Annotated in this window: 18 protein-coding genes and 1 riboswitch; of the genes, 8 read left to right on the forward strand and 10 right to left on the reverse strand. The window is 73.1% G+C overall.

Annotated features, from left to right (window positions below; translation table 11 throughout):
• Nucleotides 1-117: 117 nt before the first annotated feature.
• The 4 genes from QRT05_RS04620 to fdhD form a co-directional block, all read right to left on the reverse strand.
• Entirely contained in the window at nucleotides 118-1641 is a 1524-nt protein-coding gene (locus QRT05_RS04620; protein ID WP_289445715.1) for a fibronectin type III domain-containing protein, read from the reverse strand.
• A gap of 40 nt (nucleotides 1642-1681) precedes the next feature.
• A complete protein-coding gene (locus QRT05_RS04625; protein WP_289445717.1) occupies nucleotides 1682-3154 on the reverse strand; it encodes a dicarboxylate/amino acid:cation symporter in 1473 nt (490 codons plus the stop codon).
• A 186-nt stretch (nucleotides 3155-3340) separates the two neighbouring features.
• Nucleotides 3341-3455, reverse strand: a riboswitch (SAM riboswitch).
• A gap of 124 nt (nucleotides 3456-3579) precedes the next feature.
• The gene (locus QRT05_RS04630; RefSeq protein ID WP_289445720.1) at nucleotides 3580-5853 is read right to left on the reverse strand and encodes an FdhF/YdeP family oxidoreductase; all 2274 of its coding nucleotides are present in this window, start codon (nucleotides 5851-5853) and stop codon (nucleotides 3580-3582) included.
• Nucleotides 5853-6740, reverse strand: coding sequence for a formate dehydrogenase accessory sulfurtransferase FdhD (gene fdhD, locus QRT05_RS04635; protein WP_289445722.1), 888 nt, complete (start codon nucleotides 6738-6740; stop codon nucleotides 5853-5855). The genes QRT05_RS04630 and fdhD overlap by 1 nt, the downstream gene beginning before the upstream one ends.
• A 299-nt stretch (nucleotides 6741-7039) precedes the next feature.
• On the opposite strand from fdhD, the gene QRT05_RS04640 reads away from it, so the two are divergent.
• Complete coding sequence (locus QRT05_RS04640; RefSeq protein ID WP_289445724.1) at nucleotides 7040-12367, forward strand: discoidin domain-containing protein; 5328 nt, start codon at nucleotides 7040-7042, stop codon at nucleotides 12365-12367.
• A gap of 38 nt (nucleotides 12368-12405) precedes the next feature.
• Here the strand turns inward: QRT05_RS04640 and QRT05_RS04645 are convergent, their stop codons facing one another.
• Complete coding sequence (locus QRT05_RS04645; protein ID WP_289445736.1) at nucleotides 12406-13044, reverse strand: dihydrofolate reductase family protein; 639 nt, start codon at nucleotides 13042-13044, stop codon at nucleotides 12406-12408.
• A gap of 241 nt (nucleotides 13045-13285) precedes the next feature.
• Here QRT05_RS04645 and QRT05_RS04650 point away from each other — a divergent pair, with 241 nt between their 5' ends.
• The 4 genes from QRT05_RS04650 (at nucleotide 13286) to QRT05_RS04665 (ending at nucleotide 16941) form a co-directional block, all read left to right on the forward strand.
• The gene (locus QRT05_RS04650; RefSeq protein WP_289445738.1) at nucleotides 13286-13909 is read left to right on the forward strand and encodes a hypothetical protein; all 624 of its coding nucleotides are present in this window, start codon (nucleotides 13286-13288) and stop codon (nucleotides 13907-13909) included.
• A gap of 78 nt (nucleotides 13910-13987) precedes the next feature.
• Nucleotides 13988-15505 carry an arabinosylfuranosidase ArfA gene (arfA, locus tag QRT05_RS04655; RefSeq protein WP_289445740.1) on the forward strand — a complete coding sequence of 506 codons (1518 nt, stop codon included), beginning with the start codon at nucleotides 13988-13990 and terminating at the stop codon, nucleotides 15503-15505.
• 162 nt (nucleotides 15506-15667) lie between these two features.
• Nucleotides 15668-16261, forward strand: coding sequence for a GNAT family N-acetyltransferase (locus tag QRT05_RS04660; RefSeq protein WP_289445742.1), 594 nt, complete (start codon nucleotides 15668-15670; stop codon nucleotides 16259-16261).
• Nucleotides 16258-16941 carry an NUDIX domain-containing protein gene (locus tag QRT05_RS04665; protein WP_289445743.1) on the forward strand — a complete coding sequence of 228 codons (684 nt, stop codon included), beginning with the start codon at nucleotides 16258-16260 and terminating at the stop codon, nucleotides 16939-16941. Before QRT05_RS04660 ends, QRT05_RS04665 begins: the two co-directional genes overlap by 4 nt.
• On the opposite strand, the gene QRT05_RS04670 is transcribed toward QRT05_RS04665, so the two are convergent.
• The 5 genes from QRT05_RS04670 to QRT05_RS04690 form a co-directional block, all read right to left on the reverse strand.
• Nucleotides 16938-17498 (reverse strand): type 1 glutamine amidotransferase domain-containing protein, encoded by a 561-nt coding sequence (locus tag QRT05_RS04670; RefSeq protein WP_289445744.1) that lies wholly within the window; start codon nucleotides 17496-17498, stop codon nucleotides 16938-16940. The two genes, QRT05_RS04665 and QRT05_RS04670, sit on opposite strands and share 4 nt — an antisense overlap.
• Nucleotides 17499-17565: 67 nt before the next feature.
• Nucleotides 17566-18906 (reverse strand): MFS transporter, encoded by a 1341-nt coding sequence (locus QRT05_RS04675; RefSeq protein ID WP_289445746.1) that lies wholly within the window; start codon nucleotides 18904-18906, stop codon nucleotides 17566-17568.
• 103 nt (nucleotides 18907-19009) lie between these two features.
• Nucleotides 19010-20077: a hypothetical protein gene (locus QRT05_RS04680; RefSeq protein ID WP_289445750.1), complete on the reverse strand. Its 1068-nt coding sequence runs from the start codon at nucleotides 20075-20077 to the stop codon at nucleotides 19010-19012.
• A complete protein-coding gene (locus QRT05_RS04685) occupies nucleotides 20074-20637 on the reverse strand; it encodes an RNA polymerase sigma factor (RefSeq protein ID WP_289445752.1) in 564 nt (187 codons plus the stop codon). Before QRT05_RS04685 ends, QRT05_RS04680 begins: the two co-directional genes overlap by 4 nt.
• A gap of 13 nt (nucleotides 20638-20650) precedes the next feature.
• Complete coding sequence (locus QRT05_RS04690; protein WP_289445754.1) at nucleotides 20651-21031, reverse strand: peptidase inhibitor family I36 protein; 381 nt, start codon at nucleotides 21029-21031, stop codon at nucleotides 20651-20653.
• A 326-nt stretch (nucleotides 21032-21357) separates the two neighbouring features.
• Here QRT05_RS04690 and QRT05_RS04695 point away from each other — a divergent pair, with 326 nt between their 5' ends.
• From QRT05_RS04695 to QRT05_RS04705, 3 genes are read left to right on the forward strand one after another with little or no spacing between them, the layout of a single operon-like run.
• Nucleotides 21358-24243: a hypothetical protein gene (locus QRT05_RS04695; RefSeq protein WP_289445756.1), complete on the forward strand. Its 2886-nt coding sequence runs from the start codon at nucleotides 21358-21360 to the stop codon at nucleotides 24241-24243.
• Nucleotides 24207-25115 (forward strand): C25 family cysteine peptidase, encoded by a 909-nt coding sequence (locus QRT05_RS04700; RefSeq protein ID WP_289445758.1) that lies wholly within the window; start codon nucleotides 24207-24209, stop codon nucleotides 25113-25115. Before QRT05_RS04695 ends, QRT05_RS04700 begins: the two co-directional genes overlap by 37 nt.
• Complete coding sequence (locus QRT05_RS04705; protein WP_289445760.1) at nucleotides 25115-25369, forward strand: acyl carrier protein; 255 nt, start codon at nucleotides 25115-25117, stop codon at nucleotides 25367-25369. Before QRT05_RS04700 ends, QRT05_RS04705 begins: the two co-directional genes overlap by 1 nt.
• The last annotated feature ends 2 nt before the right edge of the window (nucleotides 25370-25371 follow it).

Consider the following 25371-nt stretch of genomic DNA (forward strand, 5'->3'; position numbering starts at 1 on the left):
AGGGCATCACTTTCTCCCGCCCGAGGGCAGGGGGAATCAGGGTGGGGTCTGGTCCGTGCAACGAGCGGGCCGACAGGTGCCGGCCGGTGCTCGCGGTGGTGGAGAGGGTGGAGCGGACTACCTGGTGGTGCTGGTGCTGACCTGCTCCGCCGGGCGGAGGGACTCCGACGACGGACGAGGCGGGGGTGCGACGGCGCTCCCGGACAGGAACGCGGGGATGCTGGGCTTGTCGAGCTGGATCGGGGCGAACGTGGCCGTCACCGGAGCGGCGTTGGCGGCCGGCGCCGCCGGGGTGGCGGGCGCGGCCGCGCCGGAGCGACGCGACCCGCCGCGGGCGTAGTGCGTGAACAGCAGCAGCACGCCGGCGAGGGCCAGGGCGACGAGGATGACGACGCCGGTCAGCGGCGGCACGGTCTCAACGACCTCCGCCGCCGGAGCGGCCTCCTCCGCGGCGGCCCCGGACACGGGTGCGGCGGCCGCGACGGTGACCGGGCTCTCCGAGATGACCGTGCCCTGGTAGGCGACGACGAAGTGGTGCTCGCCCTGCGGTGCATCGGCCGGCACGACGACGTCGGTGCTGAACGCGCCCTGCGCGTCCGTGGTGACCGTGGTGAGCAGCACTGGGTCGGAGTGCAGCTCGATGTCGAGCGCGGCGTTCGGGGCGTAGCCCGACCCGGTCAGCGTGACGGTCGAGCCCGGCGTGATGTCGCCGGCCCACGTCAGGGTGCCGACCACCGAGGCGACGGGGGTGCCGACCGTGACGGCCTCGGACGGCGTCGACGCGGCCGACTCGCCTGTGGCGTTGACCGCACGCACGGCGGCCCGATAGCTGCCGTCGGGCAGGTCGCGGAACTCGTACGTGGTGGTCTCGGCGTCCACTTCGGCGCGGTTGTCGCCGCTGAGCTGGACGACGTAGCCCGTCACGCCGTCGAGGTCCACGTCGGCCGACGGCTTCCAGGTCACGACGATCGTCGAGCCGTCGACCGTGAGGGTCGGGGTGCCGGGCGCGGAGGGCGCACCCGCGACGACGGTCTCGTTCGGGTCGATGCCCAGGTCGTCGGTCGGGCTCGTGGTGGTGGTCGTGGTGGTCGTCGTCGTACCCGGGGTCTTGGTCCCCGTGCTGGTGCCCGTGCCCGTGGTGCCCGTGCTCCCGGTCTTGCCGCCCGAGGTGTCCTTGGTGCCGGACGACGGCGTGCTCGTCGGCGCCTTGGTGGGCTTGCTGCTGGGCGGCGCCTTGGTGGGGGTCGGCGTCTTGGTGGGCGTCGGGGTCTTGGTGGGCGTGGGCGTGGTCAGGTTGTAGTCCGCCGGCAGGTTGTCGGCGTAGAGCACGTCGTTGGGGTCGCCCTGCCAGATGCCGGTGCTCGCGCTGCTCTGGACGATCCGCCCCTTGTACTTGGGGTTGTTGCCGTCGTACTCGTGGCACGTGGGGATCGGCTGGCAGAACTTGTCCTCGGCGAGGCTCGTGAGCGCTGCCCCCATGTCGTCCTGGAGGCACATCTGGTCGTCGCCGCCGTCCACCCAGGCGACCGTCGCGGCCTCGGCCTGCGCGGCCTGGATGATCGGGAAGCCGATGCCGATCGCGGTGACGAAGAGGGCGGCGACCAGCACGCGAGCGCGGTGGCCGAGGTGGAGAAGGTTCACGGTGATGTGCTTTCTGGGCCGGGGGAAGGCGTGCGGTGGGTCAGCGGGCGCCGACGCGCTCGCGAGGGCTGGGGTCGATGGCGCAGGCGCCGACCGGCACACCGCCCCACAGGTCGTCGTCGGCGGGGAGCGGCGCGGGCTGGGCGGCGTCGGCCGCCCGGGGCTCGTCGCCCGGGCTGGCGAGGCTCGCGGTCACGTCGGCGTCGGGCGCGCGGAAGACGGCGTCGTCGAGACGGCCTTCCTTGCGGGCGACGATCGTCGCCGCGACGGCCGCCGACGTCACGTTGTTCGTCGTGCGTGCCATGTCCGCGAGCGCGCTGATGGGCAGCGTCAGGATGATGACCTCGAGCGGCAGGCCGGCGGCCGCGAGCACCGTCGTGGCCGTCACGGTGGCGGTGCCGGGGACGCCCGCGGTGCCGATCGAGACGAGCAGGCCCAGGACGACGAGCACCGCGTAGTCACCGAGGCCGTACGGCAGGCCGAGCGCGTTGATCGCGTAGACGGCGAGCAGGATCGGCCAGATCCCCGCGCATCCCGGCATCCCGATGGTGGTGCCGAGCGGAGCGGTGAAGCCGGCGATCTCCGACGGGACGCCCACCCGGCTGCGCAGCAGGCTCGTGGTGAGAGGGAGGGTGCCGGCGCTGCTCTGGGTGCTGAACGCGGCCAGCTGCGCGGGCAGGATCTTGCGGAAGAAGGCGGTGGGGCTCACGTTGGCCGAGACGCGCAGGAACACGCCGTTGACCAGGTACGTGTGCGCGAAGCAGACCACGAACGCGACCACGAGCAGCGTGAACAGCGGCCACAGCTGGCTGGTGTCGGCCGAGACCGTCGAGGTGAAAGAGGCGGTCAGGGCGAGCACCGCGTACGGCGTCAGGCTGATGACGAAGCCGACGGCCTTGTAGACGATCTCGCGGAACGCCTCGACGCCGCCCTTGAAGGGCGCGACCTTCTGCGGGTTCTTGTCGGCGATCAGCGACGCGGAGACCGCCACGAGGATGCTCACCAGGATGATCGGGATGATGTTGTTCTCGGAGATGTCCTTGACGATGTTCGTGGGGAAGAACCCGATGAACACCTCGGAGAACGGCTTCTTGACCGAGTCGAGCGAGCGGGTGTCCACGCCGGTCGTGGCCAGCTCCGCGCCCTTGCCCAGGCCGACCGCCAGCGCGGTGCCGAGCGCGAGGAAGATCGCGACCAGGTTGAGGCTGAGCAGCCAGTAGACCGAGCGCCCGCCGATCGTCTTGAGCTGCGCGGTGGAGCCCAACGACGTGATGCTCGACAGGATCGAGACGATCACGAGCGGCGCGACGATGGTCAGCAGCAGGTTGACGTAGACGCGGCCCAGCGGCTGGACGTACTCGACGTGGTCGCGGAACACCACGCCCACCCCGACGCCCAGGAACAGCGCGAGGAACGTCAGCACGCTGAAGTTCAGCCGCTTGCGCGACAGTGCGAAGATCCCGGCGAAGAGGCCGACGGTGACGGCGAGCGCGATGGCGTCCCATGCGTTCAAGGGGGTGCTCCGTTCGTGCGAGGGCCCCGGAGACCGTGGGAGGTCTCGACCCTCAGGTAAGGGGAGTGGTGCTGCGCGTGTGGTGGAGGACCTCACGCCGGGAGATCGACGTGAGACGACAGCGACATCGGCGGTGCTCGCCCTCGCGCCTCATGTCGTGCTCCTCGTCGCATCGTGGCGACGGTGTCGCCGTGCTTGTCGTCGCGCGGCGCGCGACGACCTGGTCGTCACCCGGGGCACCCCGCCACGGACGGAGGGTTGCCGGTCTCCGAGCCGGGGCTTGGCGGAGACACTCGTGACCATTGCCGACCAGATAGGTCAACTTTGTTGCTGATTTCTATGCGATTGCGGGATCGCGCGTCAACGATGGACACCGAAAAGTCCACCGCTTGAGATGAAAGCCCTGGTGAGAGGGGCAAAACGGACTACGCGGGGCTGGTTGCCCTCTCGAGGCGCACCACGACAGCCTTCGACGCCGGGGTGTTGCTCCCGAGCGCGGTGCTCGCGAGCGGGACGAGCACGTTGGCCTCGGGGAAGTACGCGGCGGCGCACCCGCGCGACGTGGGGTAGGCCACGACGCGGACGTCGCGCAGCTCGCGGTCCGGCTCGTCGGGCCACTCGCTGACGACGTTCACGCGCTCGCCGTCGGCGAGCCCCAGCTCCACCAGGTCCTCCGGGTTGACGAACACGACGTCGCGGCCGCCCCGGATGCCCCGGTACCGGTCGTTCAGGCCGTACATCGTCGTGTTGAACTGGTCGTGCGAGCGCAGCGTCTGCAGGATGAGCCGCCCCGGCGGGCACTCCAGGGGGACCAGGTGATTGACCGTGATCATCGCCCTGCCGGTCGGGGTGGGGAACGTGCGCGAGTCCCGCGGCCCGTTGGGCAGGATGAACCCGTCCTTGGTGCGGATCTTGGCGTTGAAGTCCTCGAAGCCCGGCACCACGCGCGAGATCGACTCGCGGATCAGGTCGTAGTCGCGCTCGAAGCCCGCCCAGTCGATCGGGCCGTCGTCCCCCAGCACCGCGCGGGCCAGACGCGTGACGATCGAGATCTCGGAGAGCAGCGACTCCGACGCCGGTGCCAGCGCGCCGTGCGAGGCGTGCACGGCGCACAGCGTGTCCTCCACCGACACGAGCTGCGGGCCGGTCTCCTGCAGGTCGACGTCCGTGCGTCCCAGGGTGGGCAGGATGAGCGCCTCGGCACCCGTCACGGCGTGCGACCGGTTGAGCTTGGTCGACACCTGCACCGTGAGGTCGGTGCCGCGCATCGCGGCCTCCGCCGCCGCCGTGTCCGAGATGGCCCCGACGAAGTTGCCGCCGAGGGCGAACCACACCTTGACCTGGCCGCGCTGCATGGCCTGGACGGCCTGCACCGAGTCGAGCCCGTGCCGGCGCGGCGGCTCGAACGAGAACTCCGCGGCCAGGGCGTCCAGGAACCGGTCGGGCATCCGTTCCCAGATGCCCATCGTGCGGTCGCCCTGGACGTTGCTGTGCCCACGGATGGGGGACGCCCCGGCGCCCGGCTTGCCGATGTTGCCGCGCAGCAGCAGCAGGTTGACGATCTCCTTGATCGTGTCGACGCCCTTGCGGTGCTGCGTGATGCCCATCGCCCAGGTGATGATCACGCGGTCGGCGGCCAGGTAGCGGTCGGCGAGCTCGTCCATCTCGGCGGTCGTGAGCCCGGTCGCGTCGAGCACCTCTTGCTCGGTCAGCGCCGCGAGGTGGGTCCGCAGCTCCTCGAGCCCCAGCGTGTGCCGCTCGAGGAAGTCGTGGTCGAGCACCGTGCCGGGTGCTCGGTCCTCCGCCTCGAGCACGCGCTTGGAGACCCACTGCAGGAGAGCCATGTCGCCGCCGCTGCGGATCTGCAGGAACAGGTCGGCCAGGTCGGTGCCGCGGCCCACCGTGCCGCGCAGCGTCTGCGGGTTCTTGTAGCGCCGCAGGCCGGCCTCGGGCAGCGGGTTGACCGCGACGATGCTCGCCCCGCCGCGCTTGGCGGCTTCGAGCGCGGTGAGCATGCGCGGGTGGTTGGTGCCCGGGTTCTGGCCCATGACGACGATGAGGTCGGCCCGCGCGAAGTCGTCGTACGCGATGGTCGACTTCCCCACGCCGAGCGTCGTGCCCATGGCGGCGCCGGTGGACTCGTGGCACATGTTCGAGCAGTCGGGCAGGTTGTTGGTTCCGAAGGCGCGCACGAACAGCTGGTAGACGAACGCGGTCTCGTTCGCCGTGCGGCCGCTGGTGTAGAACGCCGCCTGGTCCGGGGAGTCGAGGCCCTTCAGCCGGTCGGCGATGAGCGCGAACGCGTCCTCCCACGTGATGGGCGTGTAGTGGTCGCTGCCGGCGGCCTTGTGGACGGGCTCGACGAGCCGTCCCTGCTGGCCCAGCCAGTACTCGGATCGCTCGAGCAGGTCGCTCACGGGGTGCTCCGCCCAGAACCGGGTCGGGACCGTCGCGCGCGTCGCCTCCCACGTCACCGCGCGGGCGCCGTTCTCGCAGAACTCGGCCCGGCCACGGTGACCCGGGTCCGGCCACGCGCAGCTCATGCAGTCGAAGCCGTCCTTCTGGTTCAGCTGGCTGAGCAGCTTGAGCGTCCGGGTGGGCCCCATGCCGTCGACTGCGAACGACAGCGCGTTGACGACGGCCGGGATCCCCACGGAGTGCGTCTGCGGCGGGCGGACGCTCAGGTGCTCGTCGGCCATCAGACGGCGACCTTCGGCGCGGGCTCCTCGGGGTGAGCGAGCGGCGCGGAGGGCGCGGGCGCGCTCACGCGCTCGGGCCGGGCGTACGCCACCATCGACGTCCCGCGCAGGAACCCGACGAGCGTCATCCCGGACCCGTGCGCGAGCTCGGCGGCCAGCGACGACGGTGCGGAGACGGAGGCCAGCAGGGGGATGCCCGCCATGAGCGCCTTCTGCGTGAGCTCGAACGACGAGCGTCCCGACACCATGAGCACCGTGCCGCGCAGCGGAAGCCGGCCGTGGGCGAGCGCCCAGCCGATCACCTTGTCGACCGCGTTGTGCCGCCCGACGTCCTCGCGCAGCACCAGCAGCTCCCCGGTGCGTCCGTCGAACAGCCCGGCCGCGTGCAGGCCGCCCGTCCGGTCGAACACCGCCTGCTGCTCGCGGAGCCGGTCCGGGAACGTGGCCAGGAGCTCGGCCGGGACCACCAGGTCGTCGTCGGCGACCGTCCAGCGCGAGCGCGTGCGCACGGAGTCGATGCTCGCCTTGCCGCACAGCCCGCACGACGACGTGGTGAAGAAGTTCCGCTCCAGGCTGGGCTCCGGCGGCGGCACGCCGCGGCCCAGCGTCACGTCGAGCACGTTGTAGGTGTTGGCGCCCGCGTCGTCGGTCCCGGCGCAGTAGCGGGCCGCGGCGACGTCCTGCGCAGCGCCGACGACGCCCTCGGACACCAGGAAGCCCGCGGCGAGCTCGACGTCGTGGCCGGGGGTGCGCATGGTGACCGCGAGGGGACGCCCGCCCACCCGGATCTCGAGGGGCTCCTCCGCGGCGAGTGAGTCCTCCGCATGGCGCACGGGGCCGTCGAGGTCGATGCGCGTGACACGTCGTCGGATCACGATCCTGGGCATACGCCATCCTCCCAGTCCTGGGGCCGCCCGTCGCCAGGATCGCGGAACGGGTTGGGAGGGACGGCGGGCGCTCCCACTCGCCCGCCACCCGGACGTGTGTAGTACCCGGACGGCGGTTGACAGCGTTGTCATCTGCGGCCATGGTGAGTGCGCTCACCTGCACAGCGCTGTCGCTGTTCCGATTCCGACGAAGAAATCGAGGGGTTCCCTTGACGCGGTTCCCGCGCACGTCCCTGTTGCCGCTCGCACGCAGATCCGTCCCGCGCGCCCACGGCTCGCGCCTGCTTCAGCGCGCCGTCGTGGGCGCCACCGCGCTCGCCGTGGCGCTGCCCGCTGCCGTCCTGTCGCCCGCGTCCCCCGCCGCGGCCGCCGACGCCCCCGCCTTCGGGGCTCCCGACGCCATCGCCGCCGACTACTACGCGGCGCTGCTGCGCCACACCCGGTGGACCGAGTCCGTCTTCGACTCCACGCTCGGCGTGTACAAGGCCGCCGACTTCAACTTCGCGGTGGTGCTCGGCAACGCCGTGCTCGTGACGCACGGCGACTATGACGAGTCGCTCGCGGGCGTCTCCAAGGCCACCCTGCGCGCGCGGACGGTCGCGACCATCGCCTACTACGCGGCGCGCAACCGGTTCGTGAACCCCACCGGCGGCACCTGGGGCAAGCAGCTGTTCTGGGACTCGACGTTCCAGTCCTACTTCCTCGACGCGGGCAAGCTGCTGTGGGACGACCTCGACGCGACCACGCAGGCGAGCCTCAAGACGATCGCCGCCGGGCAGGCGGCCTACACGGCAGGGCTGAACTACGGCGACGACCCGATGTCGGGCTCGTGGACGCCCGAGTGGCCCGTCGGCCGGTTCGAGCGCGACACCGCCGCGGAGGAGTCCGGCGTCTACAGCCAGGCGCTCGCCCCGGGCATCGCGTGGTCCGAGGACGACGCGAGCTCGGCCGCCTGGAGCGCGCAGTTCAACGACTGGGTGCGCAACGCGGTGGCCCAGCCGACGGCCGACGCGAACAACCCGGCCGTCGTGGGCGGCAAGGCCATCTCGACCAACCTGCTGCACAACATCTACGACACGTACGTCACCGAGAACCACAACACGGTGGCCCCGCACTACCAGTCCGACCTCTGGCGCTCGGGTGGCCGCAACTCGATCCAGTTCATCCTCAACGGCAAGCCCGTGCCGGAGATCATCAAGCACCAGCCCAACTCGGCCGAGCTGTGGCGCTCCCTGCAGCTCATGATGAGCCAGCAGGGCGAGCCGTTCATGTCCATGAACGCGGACCGCGAGTTCCTGTACGGGCGGGACGTGATCCCGCTCGCGTTCGTCGGGCAGGTGCTGCGCAACCCCGACGCCGTGCGTGCCGAGGCCAACATGGCCGCCTCCCTGGCGGCGTACCAGGCGTACGCACCGGTGGACCGGTTGGCCAAGTTCTCCGGCGAGCCCAAGTACGAGCCCGAGGCCCGCGCGGAGGTCGCGATCGCCTACCTCCTGCACGTCGCGGCCGCCGAGTCCGACGAGGGCACGGTGGAGCCGACGCCCGCGGACCAGTACTTCGCGCGGCTGTCCGGCGTGCGCGACTACGGCGACGAGCCGGGCCTGACCGTGCAGCAGTCGGAGAAGTCCTGGGCCGGCGCCTCGAGCCGCCAGGGGTACGTCAAGTTCCCGTGGGCACCCGGGCACAACCCGTGGCTGTTCCAGACGTCGGGCGCGACGCCGTTCCTCTACCCGACGCCCGCCGCGACGGTCGACAAGCGCACCACTGCCGTCTACACGGGCCCGCGCGATGGCTTCGACGGCACCGCGTCCCTGTTCACGACCGGCAGCTCCTCCGCGGGCCAGGTGACGCTGCCCACCGGCTCGGCGATCTACGCGACGAGCGGGGCCGGCCGCGAGGACGGCGCGCTCACCGTGCGCAACCTCGCGATGGGCGGGTTCGCCGGGCTCGACGGCTCGCGCACCTACACCACCGCCGAGGGCTCGCAGACGGCGTCTCTGCCCGTGACCCGGGCCGCCGACCCGCTCGACGTCAGCGCCGCGCGCGTCGACAACCTGAGCTTCGCGCCCGTGAGTGCGCGGTACGTGCGCATGCAGGGCATCCAGGGCAACGCGACCTTCGGGTACTCGATGTACGCGTTCCACGTCTACGGCGCGGACGCCACGTCGACCACCGACCTCGCGGCCGGCCGCACGGCCACCGCTTCCAGCGAGGACGCGGCCGGAGGCCGCCAGGCGTCCAAGGTCACCGACGCGACCGCCTCCACCCGGTGGGCCGTCTCCACGGCCGACCGCAAGCGCGCGAACTCGTGGATCCAGGTGGACCTCGGCTCGCAGCAGACCGTCGGCGGGGTGCGCCTGGCCTGGGAGGCCAGCGCGGGCACGCAGTACCTGGTGCAGACGTCCGACGACGGCAGCACGTGGACGGACCAGGTCCGGTACGGGCCCGAGAACGCCGCGGACGCGAACGCCGCGCGGGTGGACAGCGTCGCGCTGACGCCGGCCGGCGGCTCGGAGCCGGCGCCGGTGCAGGCCCGCTACGTGCGCATGCAGGGCATCCAGGGCGACGCGGGGTACGGCTACTCGCTGTACAACTTCCGCGTCTACGGCGCGGCCGGCACGCTCGACCTCGCCGCCGGCAAGCCCGCGACGGCGTCGAGCGCGGCGTCGGGCAACGCGGCCACCACGGTGACCGACGGGAGCTCGACGACGCGGTGGGCGGTCTCCAAGGAGGAGCGGCCCCGCGCGGACTCGTGGATCCAGGTGGACCTCGGCACGGCTCAGGATGTCGCCAAGGTGCAGCTGGCCTGGGAGGTGGCCGCCGGACGCGACTACCTGATCCAGACCTCGCTCGACGGCAGCACGTGGACCGACGCGGCGCACTTCCGCTACACCGGTGACCAGATCACGGCCACCGACCAGGGGTGGCTCAACGTCGAGGGCGCCGCGGGCTTCGTCGTGCGTGGCTCCGGCGCGCAGATCACGGTGTCCAAGGCCGACGACGCGCACCACGTGATCCGCCTTGCCGACTCGCCCACCACGGGCAGCCACCCGTTCCTGGTGGAGATGCTGCCGACCGACGCCGCGGGCACGGCGGCCGAGGCCGCGCAGGCGCAGCCGACCGTCGGCGCCGACGGCGTGCTCGCCAGCACGCTCGACGGCTACCTCTCGCTGTTCAACCTCACGGGCGCGGACGTCACGACGGACGTGACGCTGCCGTACTCGGGCGAGACGGTCTCGCTGTTCGCCGGGTCGCAGACCCTGGGCGCCGACTCCTCCACGCTCACGGTCACGGTGCCCGCGCGCTCCTCGGCCGTGCTGGCTCCGCGGATGAACGTCGCGCGCAGCGCGGCGGCCGCGGCGGGTCTGGTCGCCGACGTGCGGGACGCGCGGTCGGTTGAGGTGTCGTCAGCCCAGCCGGCGACGCTCGACGTGCAGAACGTGCAGACCGGTGCGCACCTCAGCGCCCAGGTCACGGACGAGGCCGCGACGCTCCGGTTCGCCGACGCGACGGCGTACCCCGTGCAGGATCTCGCGCTGAGCACGCTCACGTTCCCGGCCTCGGTGCTGCCCCCGGGGATGACGGATCCGCAGCTCGCCGTCGACGGCGACGCGACCACCTCTTGGGTGCCCGGGCCTGACGGCCGGATGGTCGTCGACCTCGGCGCGGCCCGCGCGGTCGGCCAGGTCGCGCTCGTCTGGGACGGCACGGACGTGCCCGACGCGGTGGTGTCCACCAGCGACGACGGACTCACGTTCCACGACGTGGGCGCGCCCGCCGGTGACGCCACGACCACGGTGATCGACGTCGACGCGACCGTGCGGTACGTCGCCGTCAGCACGCAGTGGGCGGCCGGCCGCTCGGGGCTCGCCGCGTTCCGGGTGCTGCCTCCGGGCGTGCACCAGGACCTCGCGCCGGGAGCCATCACGGGCGAGCTGCCCGCGTGGACGGTGGGCACGCCCGCCACCGGCTCGCTGTCAGCGAGCGGGACGCCGAGCGTCGAGCTCACGGTCACGGCCGGGGCGCTGCCCGCGGGCGTGACGCTGCACGACGGCTCGTTCGGCGGCACGCCCACCCGGGGCGGCGCGTTCTCGTTCACGGTCACCGCGGAGAACGGGGTCGGCACCCCGAGCACCCGGACGTTCACGGGGACGGTCGGCGCGATGCCGACGACGCTCGCCCTCACGGCGGCCGTGGCCACCACCACGAGCGGCTCGCTCACCGCGACGCTCGAGGACTCGGGGGGCGCGGTCCTCACCGACGTCTCCGGCACGGTGGCGTTCTACGCCTCGTCGACGCCCGAGGGGCAGCCGCTCGCGACCGTCGCGCTGGTCGACGGCGTGGCGTCCACCCCCGTCACGGGCCTCGCGCCCGAGACCACGACGCACTACTCGGCCGTCTTCACGCCGGCCGGCGCCGTGGCCGACACCTACGCGGGTGCCACGTCGCAAGCGGTCACGCTCACGACCGGCTACGACGTCGTGGACTCGACGACCACCGCCACGGTGTCGTCCGTGGTCGTGGGCACCGCCCCGGTCGCCTCGGTCTCGGTGAGTGCCGGGGGTGCCGCCGCGCACGGGTCCGTCACGGTGCGCGTGGACGAGGGGGCCGCGACCACCGCGACGCTGTCGGGCGGCGCGGCGAGCGTGACGCTCCCGTCCGACCTGTCGGCGGGCACGCACACCGCGGAGGTCACCTACCTGGGCGACGAGCGGACGCGGCCGTCCAGCACGGCCGTGGCGTTCACGGTGTCGAAGGCGGCGGCCACGTTGTCGGTGACCGCGACGTCGAGCACCACCTACGGCAAGCCGGCCACGGTCCAGGCGCGGGTGACCGCGCTGGGCGCTGCCGCGACCGGCTCGGTGCGCGTCGACGTGGACGGCAAGCCGGTGGCCACCAAGCCGCTGGCGTCCGGCGCGGCGAGCATCGCGCTCCCGAGCACGCTCGCGGTCGGCCGGCACACCGTGCGCGTCGAGTACCTGGGCAGCGCGCAGGCCAACGAGGCGGTCGTCAGCAAGACGCTGACGGTCACCAAGGCGCCGACGAAGGTCGCGCTGGCGCTCTCGTCGACCGCGCCGTCGGCCCTGACGACGAGGGTCAAGGCCACCGTCACGGTGACCGTCCCGGGCACCGCGCTCGTGGCGGGCGGCAAGGTGTCGGTCAAGGTCGGCGGCAGGACGGTCTCGACCGTCGCGCTGTCCCGTGGTCGAGCCACGGTGACGCTCCCGGTGTTCACCACGGCGGGCGCGACGTCCGTCACGGCGACCTTTGCCGGCACCGTGAGCCTGCTCCCGGCGACGAGCTCGGCCGCGCGCGTCACGGTGGCGAAGGCGACCACCAAGGTGGCGCTCGCGCTCTCGTCGAAGTCGGCGACGGCGAAGAAGACCAAGGTGAGGGCCACGGTCACCGTGACCGTGCCGGGCGCGTCGGTCTACGCGACGGGCCGGGTGGCGATCAAGGTCGACGGCAAGACGGTCTCGACCGTCTCGCTGTCGCGCGGCCGGGCCACGGTGGTGCTCCCCGTCTTCACCCGCACAGGCTCGAAGGTGGCGGTCACCGCCACCTACGCGGGCAACGGGAGCCTGCGGTCCTCGAAGGCGACGGCGTACATCCGCGTCGTGCGTTGAGCACGGGCGGGGGTGCCGCGAGCGCGCGGCACCCCCGCCTAGGCGCCCGGGCCCTCGCCCGGCTCGGTCAGGGTCATGTCCCCGGTCGTCGGCCGAGCCCCGGTGGGCCCGTACCGCAGCTGGACGGTGCCGCGGCTGCCGGTGAGCGGCGGCTCGAGCAGCTCGAGCCGGTTGGGGGTCGCCCCGTCCGGGAACACCTTCTTCCCCTGCCCGAGCACCACCGGGTAGACCCACAAGGTGAGGACGTCGAACAGGTTCTCGGCCACGAGCGTCTGCACCAGGTCGACGCTGCCGATCACGTGCACGTTCTCGTATCGCTCCCGCAGCGCCCCGACCTCGCCCGCGAGGTCGGGTCCCAGGAGGGTCGAGCTGCGCCACGTCAGCTCCGGGGTGCCGCGGCTCGCCACGTACTTGGGCACTTCGGCGAGCGCGGTGCCGATCGGGCCCGTCTCGTGCAGCGGCCAGTACGCCGCGAAGATGTCGTAGGTGCGCCGGCCCAGCAGCAGCGCATCCATCGCGGCGATCCCGGCGACCACCTGCTCGCCGACCATCTCGTCGTCCAGAGGCGCCTGCCATCCGCCGAACGTGAATCCGTCGGAGGGGTCCTCCTCGGGCGCGCCGGGCGCCTGCGCGACGCCGTCGAGCGTGGTGAACAGGTCGATGTGCAGGCGGCCCACGGGTGCTCCTCCGGTCCGACGATCGCATGCGTCCATGCTCGTCAGGCGCGGGACGTCGACGCCACGCAGCGGTCGACCAACGGAACTGAGCACGGGCTGGAAGAACAGGCGTACCAGGCGCGTCTCGTCGGTGTCCAGGCCGAACCAGCATGGGCACCGCACCGGCCCGCGGTCCGGTGCGCGGCGGGCGTCGAGCGCCCCGGTTTTGACGGCGCCGACGCCCGGGGCTTTGGATGCGCGCATGGTCGCACCCACGACGAGTCCCGCCCGCCCCGCCAGGCGTGTTGCCCTGCGCCGCCGGCTCGCTGCCCTCCTCGTCGTCGGCGCGACCCTCGGTCTGGCCGCCTGCGCGCAGCAGCCGGGCCCGTTCCAGCCGTTCGCCGACGACGGCCCGGCGGCGGACGTCGAGGCCATCAGGAGCTCGCTCCCGGACGCGATCGCGCGCGAGGAGAACGTCGGCCGGCTGGTGCTCGACGCGGACGGGCGCGCGACGGCCGAGCTCAACCTGTCCGATGCTGCGGCCGAACGTCGTCGATCGGAGCTGGCGGCGGTCGCCGCGCCCTCGCGCGTCGCCATGGTGCTTCCGCGGCTCGAGGAGGGCGTGGCGACGCTCGTCAAGCAGCCCAGCACCGCCGCGCAGCTCGGCTACACCGACGCGAGCTTCGAGCTCGACGAGTTCGCCGGCATCAGCGTGGACGGCGCGCACGCGACGGCGATCCTGTCGGGCAAGGAGTGCTACACCCACCTCGACGAGGCCACGGCGTGCGGGGTGCCGAGCCGCTTCCGGCTGACGCTGGCGCGGGCGGACGACGGTCGCTGGCTGATCGAGCGCAAGCGGTCCCAAGCGATCGCGGGCGAGGGCTAGGGGCGGCGCGGCCCTCGGCGGGGCGAACGGACCGATATCGTTATCGATGCCCACCGCCGAGCCGACCCAAGGGGAGTCATGCCCGACCACGCCAGCGTCCTGTTCCATCCCGGCTTCCGCGTTGGCGCGGTCGATCGGCGGCTGTTCGGGACGCTCGTCGAGCACATGGGCCGGGCCGTCTACACAGGCATCTTCGAGCCCGACCACCCGACGTCCGACGAGCACGGGTTCCGCGGTGATGTCGCCGCGCTCGCCTCCGAGCTGGGCATCACGACGGCCCGCTACCCGGGCGGCAACTTCGTCTCGAGCTACGTCTGGGAGGACGGCGTGGGGCCCGACCGGCCGCGCGTCCTGGACCTGGGCTGGCGCACCGTGGAGACCAACACCGTGGGCACGGACGAGTTCCTGCAGTGGGCCGAGCGGCACGGCATCGAGCCGATGATGGCGGTGAACCTCGGCACGCGCGGGGTCGAGGCCGCTGCCGCTCTCGTCGAGTACTGCAACGGTGCGGCGGGCACGCGGTGGGCGGACCTGCGCGTCGCGAACGGGAGGGTCGAGCCGTACGGCGTGCGGCTGTGGTGCCTGGGCAACGAGCTGGACGGCCCGTGGCAGGTGGGGCACAAGGACGCCGACGAGTACGGGCGCCTGGCCGCCGAGGCGGGCAAGGCCATGAAGCGCGTCGACCCGAGCATCGAGCTGATCGCGTGCGGGTCCTCGTCGATGGAGATGCCCACCTTCGGCGACTGGGAGCAGACGGTGCTGGAGCACGCGTGGGACGTCGTCGACCACGTCTCGATGCACGCCTACTACCAGGAGCACGACGGGGACCGCGCCTCGTTCCTCGCCTCCGGCACGGCGATGGACCGCTTCATCCGCCGCGTCGCGGCCTCGGCGGACGCGGTGGCGGCGCGCAAGGGCTCCGACCGCCGGCTCACCATCTCGTTCGACGAGTGGAACGTCTGGTACCTGTCCCGCTTCCCCGGTGCGGACAACCTCCCGGTGCAGGACGGGGCGCCCCGGATCATCGAGGACGTGTACTCGGCGCTCGACGCCGTCGTGGTGGGCGACCTGCTGGTGACGCTGCTCAACCACGCCGACCGGGTGCCGCTGGCGTGCCTCGCGCAGCTGGTCAACGTCATCGCCCCGATCATGACCGAGCCCGGCGGCCCGGCGTGGCGGCAGCCCACCTTCCACCCGTTCGCGGCCACCGCGCGGCTGGCCCGCGGCACCGTCCTCGACGCACGCGTCACGTGCGGGACGATGCCCACCGAGCGGCACGGCGCCGTGCCCCTGGTGACGGCCGCGGTGGTGGCGGACGACGAGGCGACGGCGATCTTCCTGGTCAACCGGTCCACGGACGCCGTCGAGGTCGACCTCCTGCACCCCGGGTCCGCGCTCGCGCTCACGGGCGGGATCCGGGTGACCGCCGACACGGTCGCGGCCGAGCCCGGCCCCGCGCACGCCGCGGCCACGGCGGAGCGCCACGTGGCGCAGCTCGAGCTGGACGGCGTCCTGCACGACGACCGGTCGACGGTGCTGCTGCCGCCCGAGTCGTGGACGGCGTTCACGGGGACCGCGGAGCGACGTGCCAGGTGATGTCAGTCGTCCGTCCTAGACTCGCAGCTCAGCCCGCTGCGAGAGGACACGACGATTCCGGCCATCGACGAGGCGCTCGACAATCCCGCCTGGCACTCCCTGACCGGGGCTCACGCCTCGCTCGCCGAGGGAACGGGCGACGCCCGCCGCTACCGACCGGCCGTGTCGCCCTTCGCCGCACTCCGTGACGTGGGCGACCCGGCGTCCTGGGCGGACCTGGCGGCGCTGGTCGGGCCCGGCCAGGCGGTGCCGATCGCGGGGGGACCGGACCAGGCGCCCGACGGCTGGACCCGCGGCTGGACGATCCCGGGCGTGCAGATGGTGGGGACCGACCGGCTCGTCGGCGCGCCCGACGAGGAGGCCGTGGTGCTCGGGGCCGACGACGTGCCCGACATGCTCGACCTCACCGCGCGCACGCGACCCGGCCCGTTCGCCCCGGAGACCTACCTCATGGGCACCTACCGCGGCATCCGGCGCGACGGCCGGCTGCTGGCGATGGCGGGCGAGCGGATGCGGCCCGAGGGCGCCACCGAGGTGAGCGCGGTGTGCACGGACCCCGAGGCGCGCGGCCAGGGCCTGGCCTCCCGCCTGGTGCTCGCGGTGGCGCACGGCATCCGCGCGCGCGGCGAGCTCCCGATCCTGCACGCGGCCTCCGAGAACGAGGGAGCGATCCGGCTCTACGAGGGGCTCGGCTTCGAGGTGCGCCGGAAGATCGTCTTCGGCAGCGTCATCGCACCGGGGCGGGCGGACGCATGACGGGCGCCGCGCGAGCCTCCGGCGCCTCCGGAGTCCCCGGCGTCGACGTGCCCGACCGGCGCGGCCGCACGGGCCTGCACCTGACCGGCCGCGACCTGGACCGCAACCCGGACGTGGTGGTCCGCGACGTGGAGCTGCTGGCCTCCGACTGGTACGTGCTGCGCGCCACCACCTACGACCACCGGCTCCACGACGGCTCGGTGACCACCGAGCGCCGCGAGACCTACGACCGGGGCGACGGGGCCACCGTGCTGCTGTACGAGCCCGAGCGGCGCACGGTGCTGCTCACCAGGCAGTTCCGCTACGCCGCCTACGTCAACGAGCACCCCGACGGGATGATGCTCGAGACGGCCGCCGGCCTGCTCGACGACGACGCGCCCGAGGAGGCCGTGCGCCGCGAGGCGGCCGAGGAGACGGGCGTGCAGATCGGCGACATCGAGCACGTCTTCGACATCTACATGAGCCCGGGGTCGGTCACGGAGCGCCTGCACTTCTACGCCGCGCCGTACTCGGGCAGCCCCGGCGGCTCGCGCGCCGGGATCGCGGACGAGGGGGAGCACATCGAGGTGGTCGAGCTCGGCTTCGACGAGGCGCTCGCCGGCATCGGCACGCGCATCGTCGACGCCAAGACGGTCATGCTGCTGCAGTGGGCCGCGCTGAGCGGCCCGTTCGCGCGCTAGACCAGCAGGGCGTCGATCGCGCCGAGGAACTCGTCGAGGTCGCCGGGGTCGCGCGACGTGACGAGCGCGTAGCCGCCCTCGTGGTCGACCACGACCGGCTCGTCCTTCCACTCGGCGCCGGCGTTGCGGATGTCGGTCTCGAGCGAGGCGTAGGACGTGAGCGTCTTGCCCTTGACGACGTCCGCGGTGACGAGCGCCCACGGGCCGTGGCAGATGGCGGCGACGGGCTTGCCCTTCGTCGTGAAGGACCGCACCAGACCCAGGGCCTCGGTGGACAGCCGCAGCGCGTCGGCGTTGAGGGTGCCGCCGGGGATCAGCAGCAGGTCGTAGGACCCGGCCTCCACCTCGCCCAGCTTGGCATCCGGCTTGATGGTGTCGGCGGGCACCTTGTCGCCGGTCAGGGTCTGGATCTTCTTCTTGCCCTTGACCGCGGCGATCGTGACCGTGGCCCCCGAGGAGCGCAGGTGCGCGACCGGGACCACGAGCTCGTCGTGCTCGACGCCGTAGTTGGTGACGATGACCAGGACGCGACGGCCGTTCAGCGGGGACTTCCCCATGGTTCCTCCTCGGTTACGGCCACCACGGTAGGGCGACCGGGCTGTGGGTGCGCGGTGACGGGCCGCATCACGTGCCGCGGGTCCGGCGGCGTCGGAGCACCTGGCGCACGGGTGGCACCATGGTGCCGTCGGCGAGCAGCTGGGCCCGGGTGCGGCGCCGGCTGTGCAGCACGCCCGCGACGCCGATGAGCCACGGCACCAGCAGCGAGCTGAACGCGAGACGGTAGGCGTCCAGCGAGTAGGTGGTCGCGCCCGGTGGCGAGGCGAGCTGGAGCACCACTCCGACGGCCAGGACCGCGCCGATGGTCGAGATGAAGCCGCCCGTGTTGACGAAGCCGGTGGCCGTGCCCAGCGAGGCCGCGGGCGTGGACGTCCGCGCGAAGTCCATGCCCACGAGCGACACCGGCCCGCCCGCCCCCACGGCGATCACGAAGACGACGAGCACCCACATGGGCCGCGGCGTCGACGGTGCCAGCAGCAGCACCCAGGCCGCGAGCGTGACCACACAGCTGGTCAGCACCGCCCAGCTGCGGCGCAGCGGGTGGCGGGCCGCGAACATGCCGACGACCGGTCCGGTGCCCATCGCCGTGAGCGTGAGGATGGTGAGCAGCAGGCTCGCCTGGGCACGCGTGCAGCCCTGCGCCGTGAGGAAGAAGGGCACCCCCCACAGCAGCGCGATGACGTTCGCGCTGAACGGCGTCACGAAGTGGCTCCAGAAGCCCAGTCGCGTGCCCGGGGGGCGCGTGGCGAGGCGCACGGCCGGCATGAACCTCGACGCGGGCGCGGGCTGCACGCGGCCCGACGAGCGGATGCCGACGAACGCGACGACGCCCGCGACCGCGCCCACCGCGGCGAGCGAGCCGAACGTGGCCTCCCAGCCGCGCGAGTGCAGCAGCCACGCCACCGGGATGGCGGACGCCAGCTGGCCCGACTGCCCGATCAGGCCGGTCACCTGCACCATCACGGGCACGCGCCGGGCGGGGAACCACTCGGTGACCAGGCGGATGGCGCTGATGAACAGCCCGGCGTCGCCCGCGCCGATGAGCACGCGGGCCAGGAGCGCCGTGGGCACCGAGTCGGCGAGCGCGAGCACCAGCTGCCCGGACGCCATGACCAGGGAGCCGGCGGTGATGACCGCGCGCGGCCCGAAGCGGTCCAGCAGCCGGCCCGCCGGGATCTGCATGCCGGCGTACACGACGAGCTGGGTCACGGACAGCGCGGCCAGGCCGGTCGCGGACAGCGAGAACCGGTCGATCGCCTCGACGCCCGCGACGCCGAGCGCGGTGCGGTGCGTGACCCCGACGAAGTAGGCGATCACCGCACAGGTCCAGACCGCCATGGCGCTGCGACCGGCCGAGCCGATCGAGGGTGCGCGTGCGCCCGCAACCGGCACGGGCGCGCCCGACATCGACAGCCTCTCGATCAGCGGTGCGGCGTGCTCGACCCCCAGGGGTGCCGCGGGAAGACACCAGCGTACGTCCGCCCGGCGAAGCCTCCGGTCACCGCTCCGGTCACCGCTCGGGGACCCACTGCGCCGACGTGATGGCCTGGAAGCTGGTGACCGTGGGCTCGTCGAACACGGTCCCGGGCAGCCCGGTGCCCACCAGCTCCCAGCTGAGCAGCTGCCCGGTCGCCGGGTCGATCACCAGGAGCCGCAGCGCGTCGGTCGCGTCTGGCCCGTGCATGACGACCGCCTCGCCGGTACGGCCCACACGGTCGCGCGTCGTGCCCAGGGTGCGGGCGGCTGGCTCGTCGGCCAGCATCGCCCAGACCGTCGCCGACAGGTCGGCCGGGACCACCGCGCGGCCGTACAGGTCGGTGATGGCGTAGTAGAGGCAGCGCTCCTCGTCGTCGGTGGAGGCGCGGCACTGCGGGTCGGTGGCGAGGAAGGCGTCGCGCAACGCGACCGGGTCGCGCGGCAGCTGGGCGGCGTAGTCGGCGTCCATGGTGCCCGCGGGAAGCCGATCGACGCTGGCCGCGCCGCCCAGGGGGTAGCGGTCGGGGTCGATGACGTCGCCGTGCAGGTCGAGCGCGGGGGCCCGCACCTCGCGGCTGACGACCGAGCCGTCGGGCGAGATCCGCAGGTCGGTGAACGTGGTGGCGAGCTCGGCGTCCTGGCGTGCGGCGTCGAAGTTGAGGTACCAGGCGTACGACTGGATCCGCTGCACGCCCGAGCCGCCCGTCGCGGGCTGGGCGGCCGCCGCGCCGGAGATGGCGGTCAGGGTGTCCCGCGCCGACGGCAGGGTGTCGGCGAGCGCATCGTCGACGGTGCCCGCGGAGAACTCGAGCACGGGCGGCGGCCCGGCCTGTGCGCCCGTCCCGCGGGACTGCCAGGAGATGCCCGCCACGACGAGCCCGAGCACGACCGCCGCCGCGACCGCGATGCGCGCCGGTCCGCGCGCGGCCCAGGGCCGGCGCGCGGGCTCGGCGGGGACCGCGACCGGCGTGGCGAGGATCCGGGCCAGCAGCGCCTCGTCGGCCGTGCTCAGCGGCTCCCGGGGGGCGTGCTCGGGCGCACCCAGCAGCGTGCGCAGGCGACGCGCCTCGTTGTCGGCGCGCAGGTCGTCGTCCGTGCTCACGAGCCCACCTCCCGCAGGTCGCCCTCGCCCAGCACGGCGGCCAGGCGGCGGCGCGCACGGCTGAGGCGCGCGCGCATCGCGGTCGGGCTGCAGCCCAGCGCGTAGGCCGCCTCGGCGGGCGTCAGGGCGTGCCACACGACGAGCTCGAGCGCGTCCCGGTCGGTGTCGGGCAGCGCGGCCAGCACGCGGGCCACGCGGTCGTCGCCCACCACGCGGTCGGTCGGGTCGTCGCCCAGCTCGCGCCGCGCCGCGGCCCGTTCCGCGGTGTGCTGGCGCCGCGACCGCGAGCGGAGCGCGTGCGCGCACTCGTAGTGCGCGGTGCGGTAGATCCAGGCGCGGCGCATGCCGTGGTCCTCGGGCAGCTCGGCCCAGCGACGCCACGCGGTGGTGAACGTCTCGCTGACCACGTCGTCCGCGGCGTCGTCGCCCACCGTGCGGGCGACGTACCGACGGACGCGCGGGGCCACCTCGCGGAACAGCGCCTCGAACGACGCGGCCGCCTCCGCGTGGCCGGGCGCCAGCGCGTCGAGCACCACGCCACCCCCCGGTCGGATCGCCACGGCTAGCACCCGTCTAGCACTCTGTGGTTCCGAGGATACGGAACGAGCGAGCCGCCACCGAGGTGGCGCTGACCCGGGTCCCCGGCGGGTAGCAGCGGCTGGTCCCGGTGCCGTCGAGGCCGCTGTAGACGCGCGCGGCCGTCGAGGCGCGGTTGCTGACCGACCGCGCGGTCGACAGCCCGGTGTCGTACACCGCGGTCGAGAAGGTGCTCACCATCACGCCCGCGTACGGCGCGACGGTCCACAGGCACAGCCGGCCGTCCGGGCACGCGGACGCGGAGAAGACGAGCGCCACGGAGTCGTCGTCCTCGTCGGCGTGCGCGGCCGTGGACGTCGCCGCCGCAGTCACGACGAGAGCGCCGACGAGCATGCCGCTCGCTGCCAGATGGATCACGCGGTGCACGACGCCTCCCCTCCGCGGTCAGGCAGAACCTAGACCGCCCGTGCGCATCCGCACATGTGACGTGGATCACTCTAACGAGGCGTCACGCCGCAGGCTCGAGCGGGCACTCACGAGGTGGGGGCAGGAGTCGCGATCGAGGGTGGGGCCGGGTAGGGGGCGGCCTCACCCGCGGTCGCGACTCCTGCCTCGGTCGCGCGCGTGCACCGATCGCCCCCCGCCCTGATCGCCCAGAGAGCCGGTATCACAGCGACGGCTCGGGCACTCCTTCTGTGACACCTCCGGTCGCCGACCGGACGGCCCACAAGGGGGAGGGCAGCATGAACCGGATCACGGAGGCGACGGGCGGGATCCCGCTCAAGGACGTCGACGCCATGGCCACCAGCATCGCGGGCTCGGGCTTCAAGGCCGTCGAGCTCGCACCAGCACTGAGCGACGCGTTCGGCAGGAGTCCGAACCGCGCGGTCGCGCTCGCCAGCGCCTACGCGAAGACGCTGCCCACGCTCGACGACCATCGCCAGCTGTTCCAGGCGGCCGCCAAGCTGGAACCAGGGGAGCACCGTTCGCTCGTGGACGGCTATCGCAAGGCCGGCCAGGCGCAGGCCGTGGTGCACGCCGTCGGCCTGCTGCCGCGCGCCGAGGGCCGCACGATCATGGCGGACCTGCTGCACAAGCCCGACGGCTCGATCGACAAGGCCGGCGCCACATCGGTGGGCCTGTGGCTGCGCGACGCGGGCCAGCAGCTGCTCGCCGCTCAGACCCCGACGCCGCCCGAGGACCACGACGACGCGATCGTGGACTTCATCGAGGACGTCGGCGACGCCATCTCCGACGCGGTGAGCTCCGTGATCGACGCGATCGGCGACGCCATCGAGGACTTCGTCGCCGCGATCGCGGACGTCGTCAACTGGGTGGCCACCGAGGTCGCCGCGCTGGCCCGGTCGCTCGTGGCCGCGTTCGCCACCCTGGCCGACCTGTTCACCAAGGTGATCGAGGCCGGCTACGAGGTGCTCCGCAAGATCGTCAAGGGGCTCGAGGACATCGGCAAGTCGATGTTCCAGATGCTCGACGCGGCGTTCGCGCTGGCGCGCGACGCGCTCGTGTCGATCCTGCGGGCGATGGACAGCCTGGGCCGAACGCTCGGACAGCTGCTGTCGTACCTGGTCAACAAGGCCGCCGACCTGGTGCGCAAGGGGATCGACGCGCTGCTGGCGATCGGCAAGACGATCGGCAACCTCATCGAGCAGGCCGCGGCCGCGGCGCTGTCCCTCGTGGACAAGGTGGTGCGCGCGCTCGTCGAGCTCGGCAAGGCCGTCGGCGAGATCCTGGCGACCATCGTCGCGAAGTCGCTCGAGCTGCTCAAGCAGGTGGTGTCCACCCTGGTCTCGCTGGGCCGCGCGATCGGGCAGCTGCTGCAGGACGCGCTCGCCCTCGGCCTGGACTTCCTGCGCAAGATGGCGCAGGCGGCCGCGGCGATCGGTGCGGCCCTGGCCGACCTCGCGACCTTCATCGCGACGGCCGCGGCGGCCGCGGTCAAGGCCGTCGTGGCCGGGATCCTCGCCGCCACCAACTCGCTGATCAGCCTCGTCATCGAGGTCGCGAAGGTGGGCTTCGCGGTGCTCAAGAAGGTGGTCGCGGCGGTGTTCGAGCTGGGCCGCACGCTGGGGAACCTGCTCAAGGAGCTGGCCAAGGCCGTCGTCAGCACGCTGCGCGACGTCCTCAAGGCCGCGTTCGAGCTGGGCAAGACGATCGCCGAGTTCGCGGCGGAGATGGTCCGGTACACCTACCGGGCCGCGGCCCGGTTCGTGGAGGCCGCGATCGCGGCGGGCGCCGCGGTGGCCGACCTGCTCGAGTCCGTCGTGGAGCAGGGCTACTTCGTGTTCCGCCGCATGGTCAACGGCATCCTGCAGGCGCTCGGCTCGGTGGCGTCCGTCTTCGGGTGGCTGCTGGCCCGGGGCGCCGACCTCGCCTCGGAGCTGTGGCGACAGGCGGTGCTCGCGGTCCGGTTCGTCAAGAACGCCGTCAACGAGATCCTGTCGTGGGCCTTCACCCAGGCCAAGGCGGTCTTCGAGACGATCGTCAAGGCGATCGAGGCGGTCGGCTCGGCCATCGCGGAGGTCATCGACTGGGCGCTCGCGGCCGGTGCCGCGGCGCTCGAGTGGCTGGGCGAGGTCACGGTGAAGATCGGCAACTCGCTGTCCTACGTGCTGTCGTACATCGAGGACGACGTGCTGCCGGCGATCGCCTCGGTCATCAAGGGCGCGCTGCGTGCCGGTGCCGCGATCGCCGGCATCATCGCCTGGGCGGTCGAGCGGGCCGCGGCGACCTTGCGGACCGCCGTCGAGGCGCTGCTGGCGGCGGGGGCCACGATCGGCCAGCTCGTCGTCGCGACGCTGCTGCACCCGGGCGACGCCCTGGGCAACCTGCTCCAGGCGCTCGACGCGCTCGGGCAGGCGTTCTCCACGATCGCCGACGACGTGTGGAGCATCGGGGGCGAGGCGTGGGAGCGGTTCGTGCTCGCTGCCAAGGAGGTGGGCCGCGGGGTCGTCGAGATCCTCGAGGCAGCCCTCGAGATCGTGGGCGGGGCCGTGGCCTCCGCCATCGCGATCCTGCTGCGGACCCTGGCGTCCTACCGGGAGATGTCGCCGCAGGAGAAGGCCGACGCGGCGCTCGTGTTCGGCCCCGCCCTCGACCTGTCCGACGTGTACGTCGCCACCGAGAGCCTGACCAACGACGTCATCTTCGGCATCCAGGACTTCTTCACCGGCAACCCGGACTCCCGGGCGTTCGTCACCGACACGCTGATCAACTTCGACGTCGACGACGGCCCGCTCGAGCGCCGCAAGATGATCCACGAGCTGACCCACGTCTGGCAGTTCAAGACGACGGGCCCGTTCTACCTGGTCGAGGCGATCCACGCCCAGATCGCAGGCGACGGCTACAACTACGGGTACGACGAGGGCGTCGCCAGCGTCTCGATCGTCACCGACTACGCCGGCACCACCAGGAACGAGGACCGCGGCGAGGCGACCGGCGAGGGCGCGCAGGACGACCTCATCGCGGCGGGCGGCGACTTCGACCACTTCAACCGCGAGCAGCAGGGCCAGATCCTCATGCACTGGTTCGTGCGGGCGGTGCTCCAGGCCCGACCCGCGGCCGAGGTCGCGGCGTGGGAGCCCTACGTGCAGGCCGTCCGGGCGTCGTGAACGTCGTCCTGGTGGCACCGTCGGCGGCGCGGGCACTGCTCGCGCCGCTGACGGCGTGCTGGTCGGTGACCTACGCGTCGCCGTCGGCCCCGATCGACCAGGTGGTGAGGGGCGCGGACGCGGTGCTCGTCGCGGGCTCGCATCATCGCGCGCCCCGCACCGTCCTGCCCGGCCCCGTGGTGCTCGACGACGGGCGCCCCGTCCCGGTGGCGTGGCTGCCGTTGGTGTCCGACGAGGCGACCGCGCGCTTCGCGCGGGCGGCGGCGTCCGTGCACGCCCGCGCATCCCGGCGCCGAACCGTCGCGGTGCTCGGGCAGCGGCTGTCCCGGTACGACGACCTCGCGGGGCGGATCGCGCGCGTCGCCTCCGCCCACGGACCCGTGCGGCGGTGGACGTCCTACGACGTGGTGCGCGACGACCTGGTGGCCGGCCTGCGGCGCGGTCCCGCGCTCGCGGTCTACGTCGGCCACGGCCGCTCCATCGGGTGGGTCGGCTACGCGGGACTGCGGGCGCACCACTTCCCGGCGGCGCCGGGGGCCCCCGTCGGCGCGGTCCTGTCGCTGGCCTGCCGCACCGCGAGCAGGCAGCGCACCGGGCTGTCGTTCACCGAGGCCCTGGTGGTCCGCGGCGTCGCCGCCTCGGCCGTCGGGGCCACGGGCCCCACCCTGCACACCGCGAATGCCCGGTGGGCGTTGCGCGTGGCCGACGGCGCCGCCCGCGCCGCCACGGTCGGCGAGCTCGTCGCGGCGGCCGCCGCCGCGGACCCGCACGCCGACTTCTACCGGATCGTCGGCGACCCCACGGCCCCCCTGCTCGACGACCCGGCGTTCGATCCCGACCCTGAGCTGGACCCTGAGCTGGAGGTGCCCTGATGCCGACCGTCGACACCGACGTCCTGGCCCGGCTGCGCACGGAGCTGGCCTCCGTCCGCCCGGACATCGCCGCGACCGCACCCGCGGACGCGACGCTCAAGCACGACCTGGAGATCGACTCGCTCGACGTCCTCGAGTTCGTGGCCCGCGTCGAGGCCGCGTTCGGGCTCGTCGTGCCGGACGAGGACTGGCAGGCCGTCGCCACGCTCGACTCCCTCGCGGCGTACGTGGCCGAGCACCGGACCCGACCGTGACC

Source organism: Cellulomonas edaphi, from assembly GCF_030362815.1.
Taxonomy (GTDB): domain Bacteria; phylum Actinomycetota; class Actinomycetes; order Actinomycetales; family Cellulomonadaceae; genus Cellulomonas; species Cellulomonas edaphi.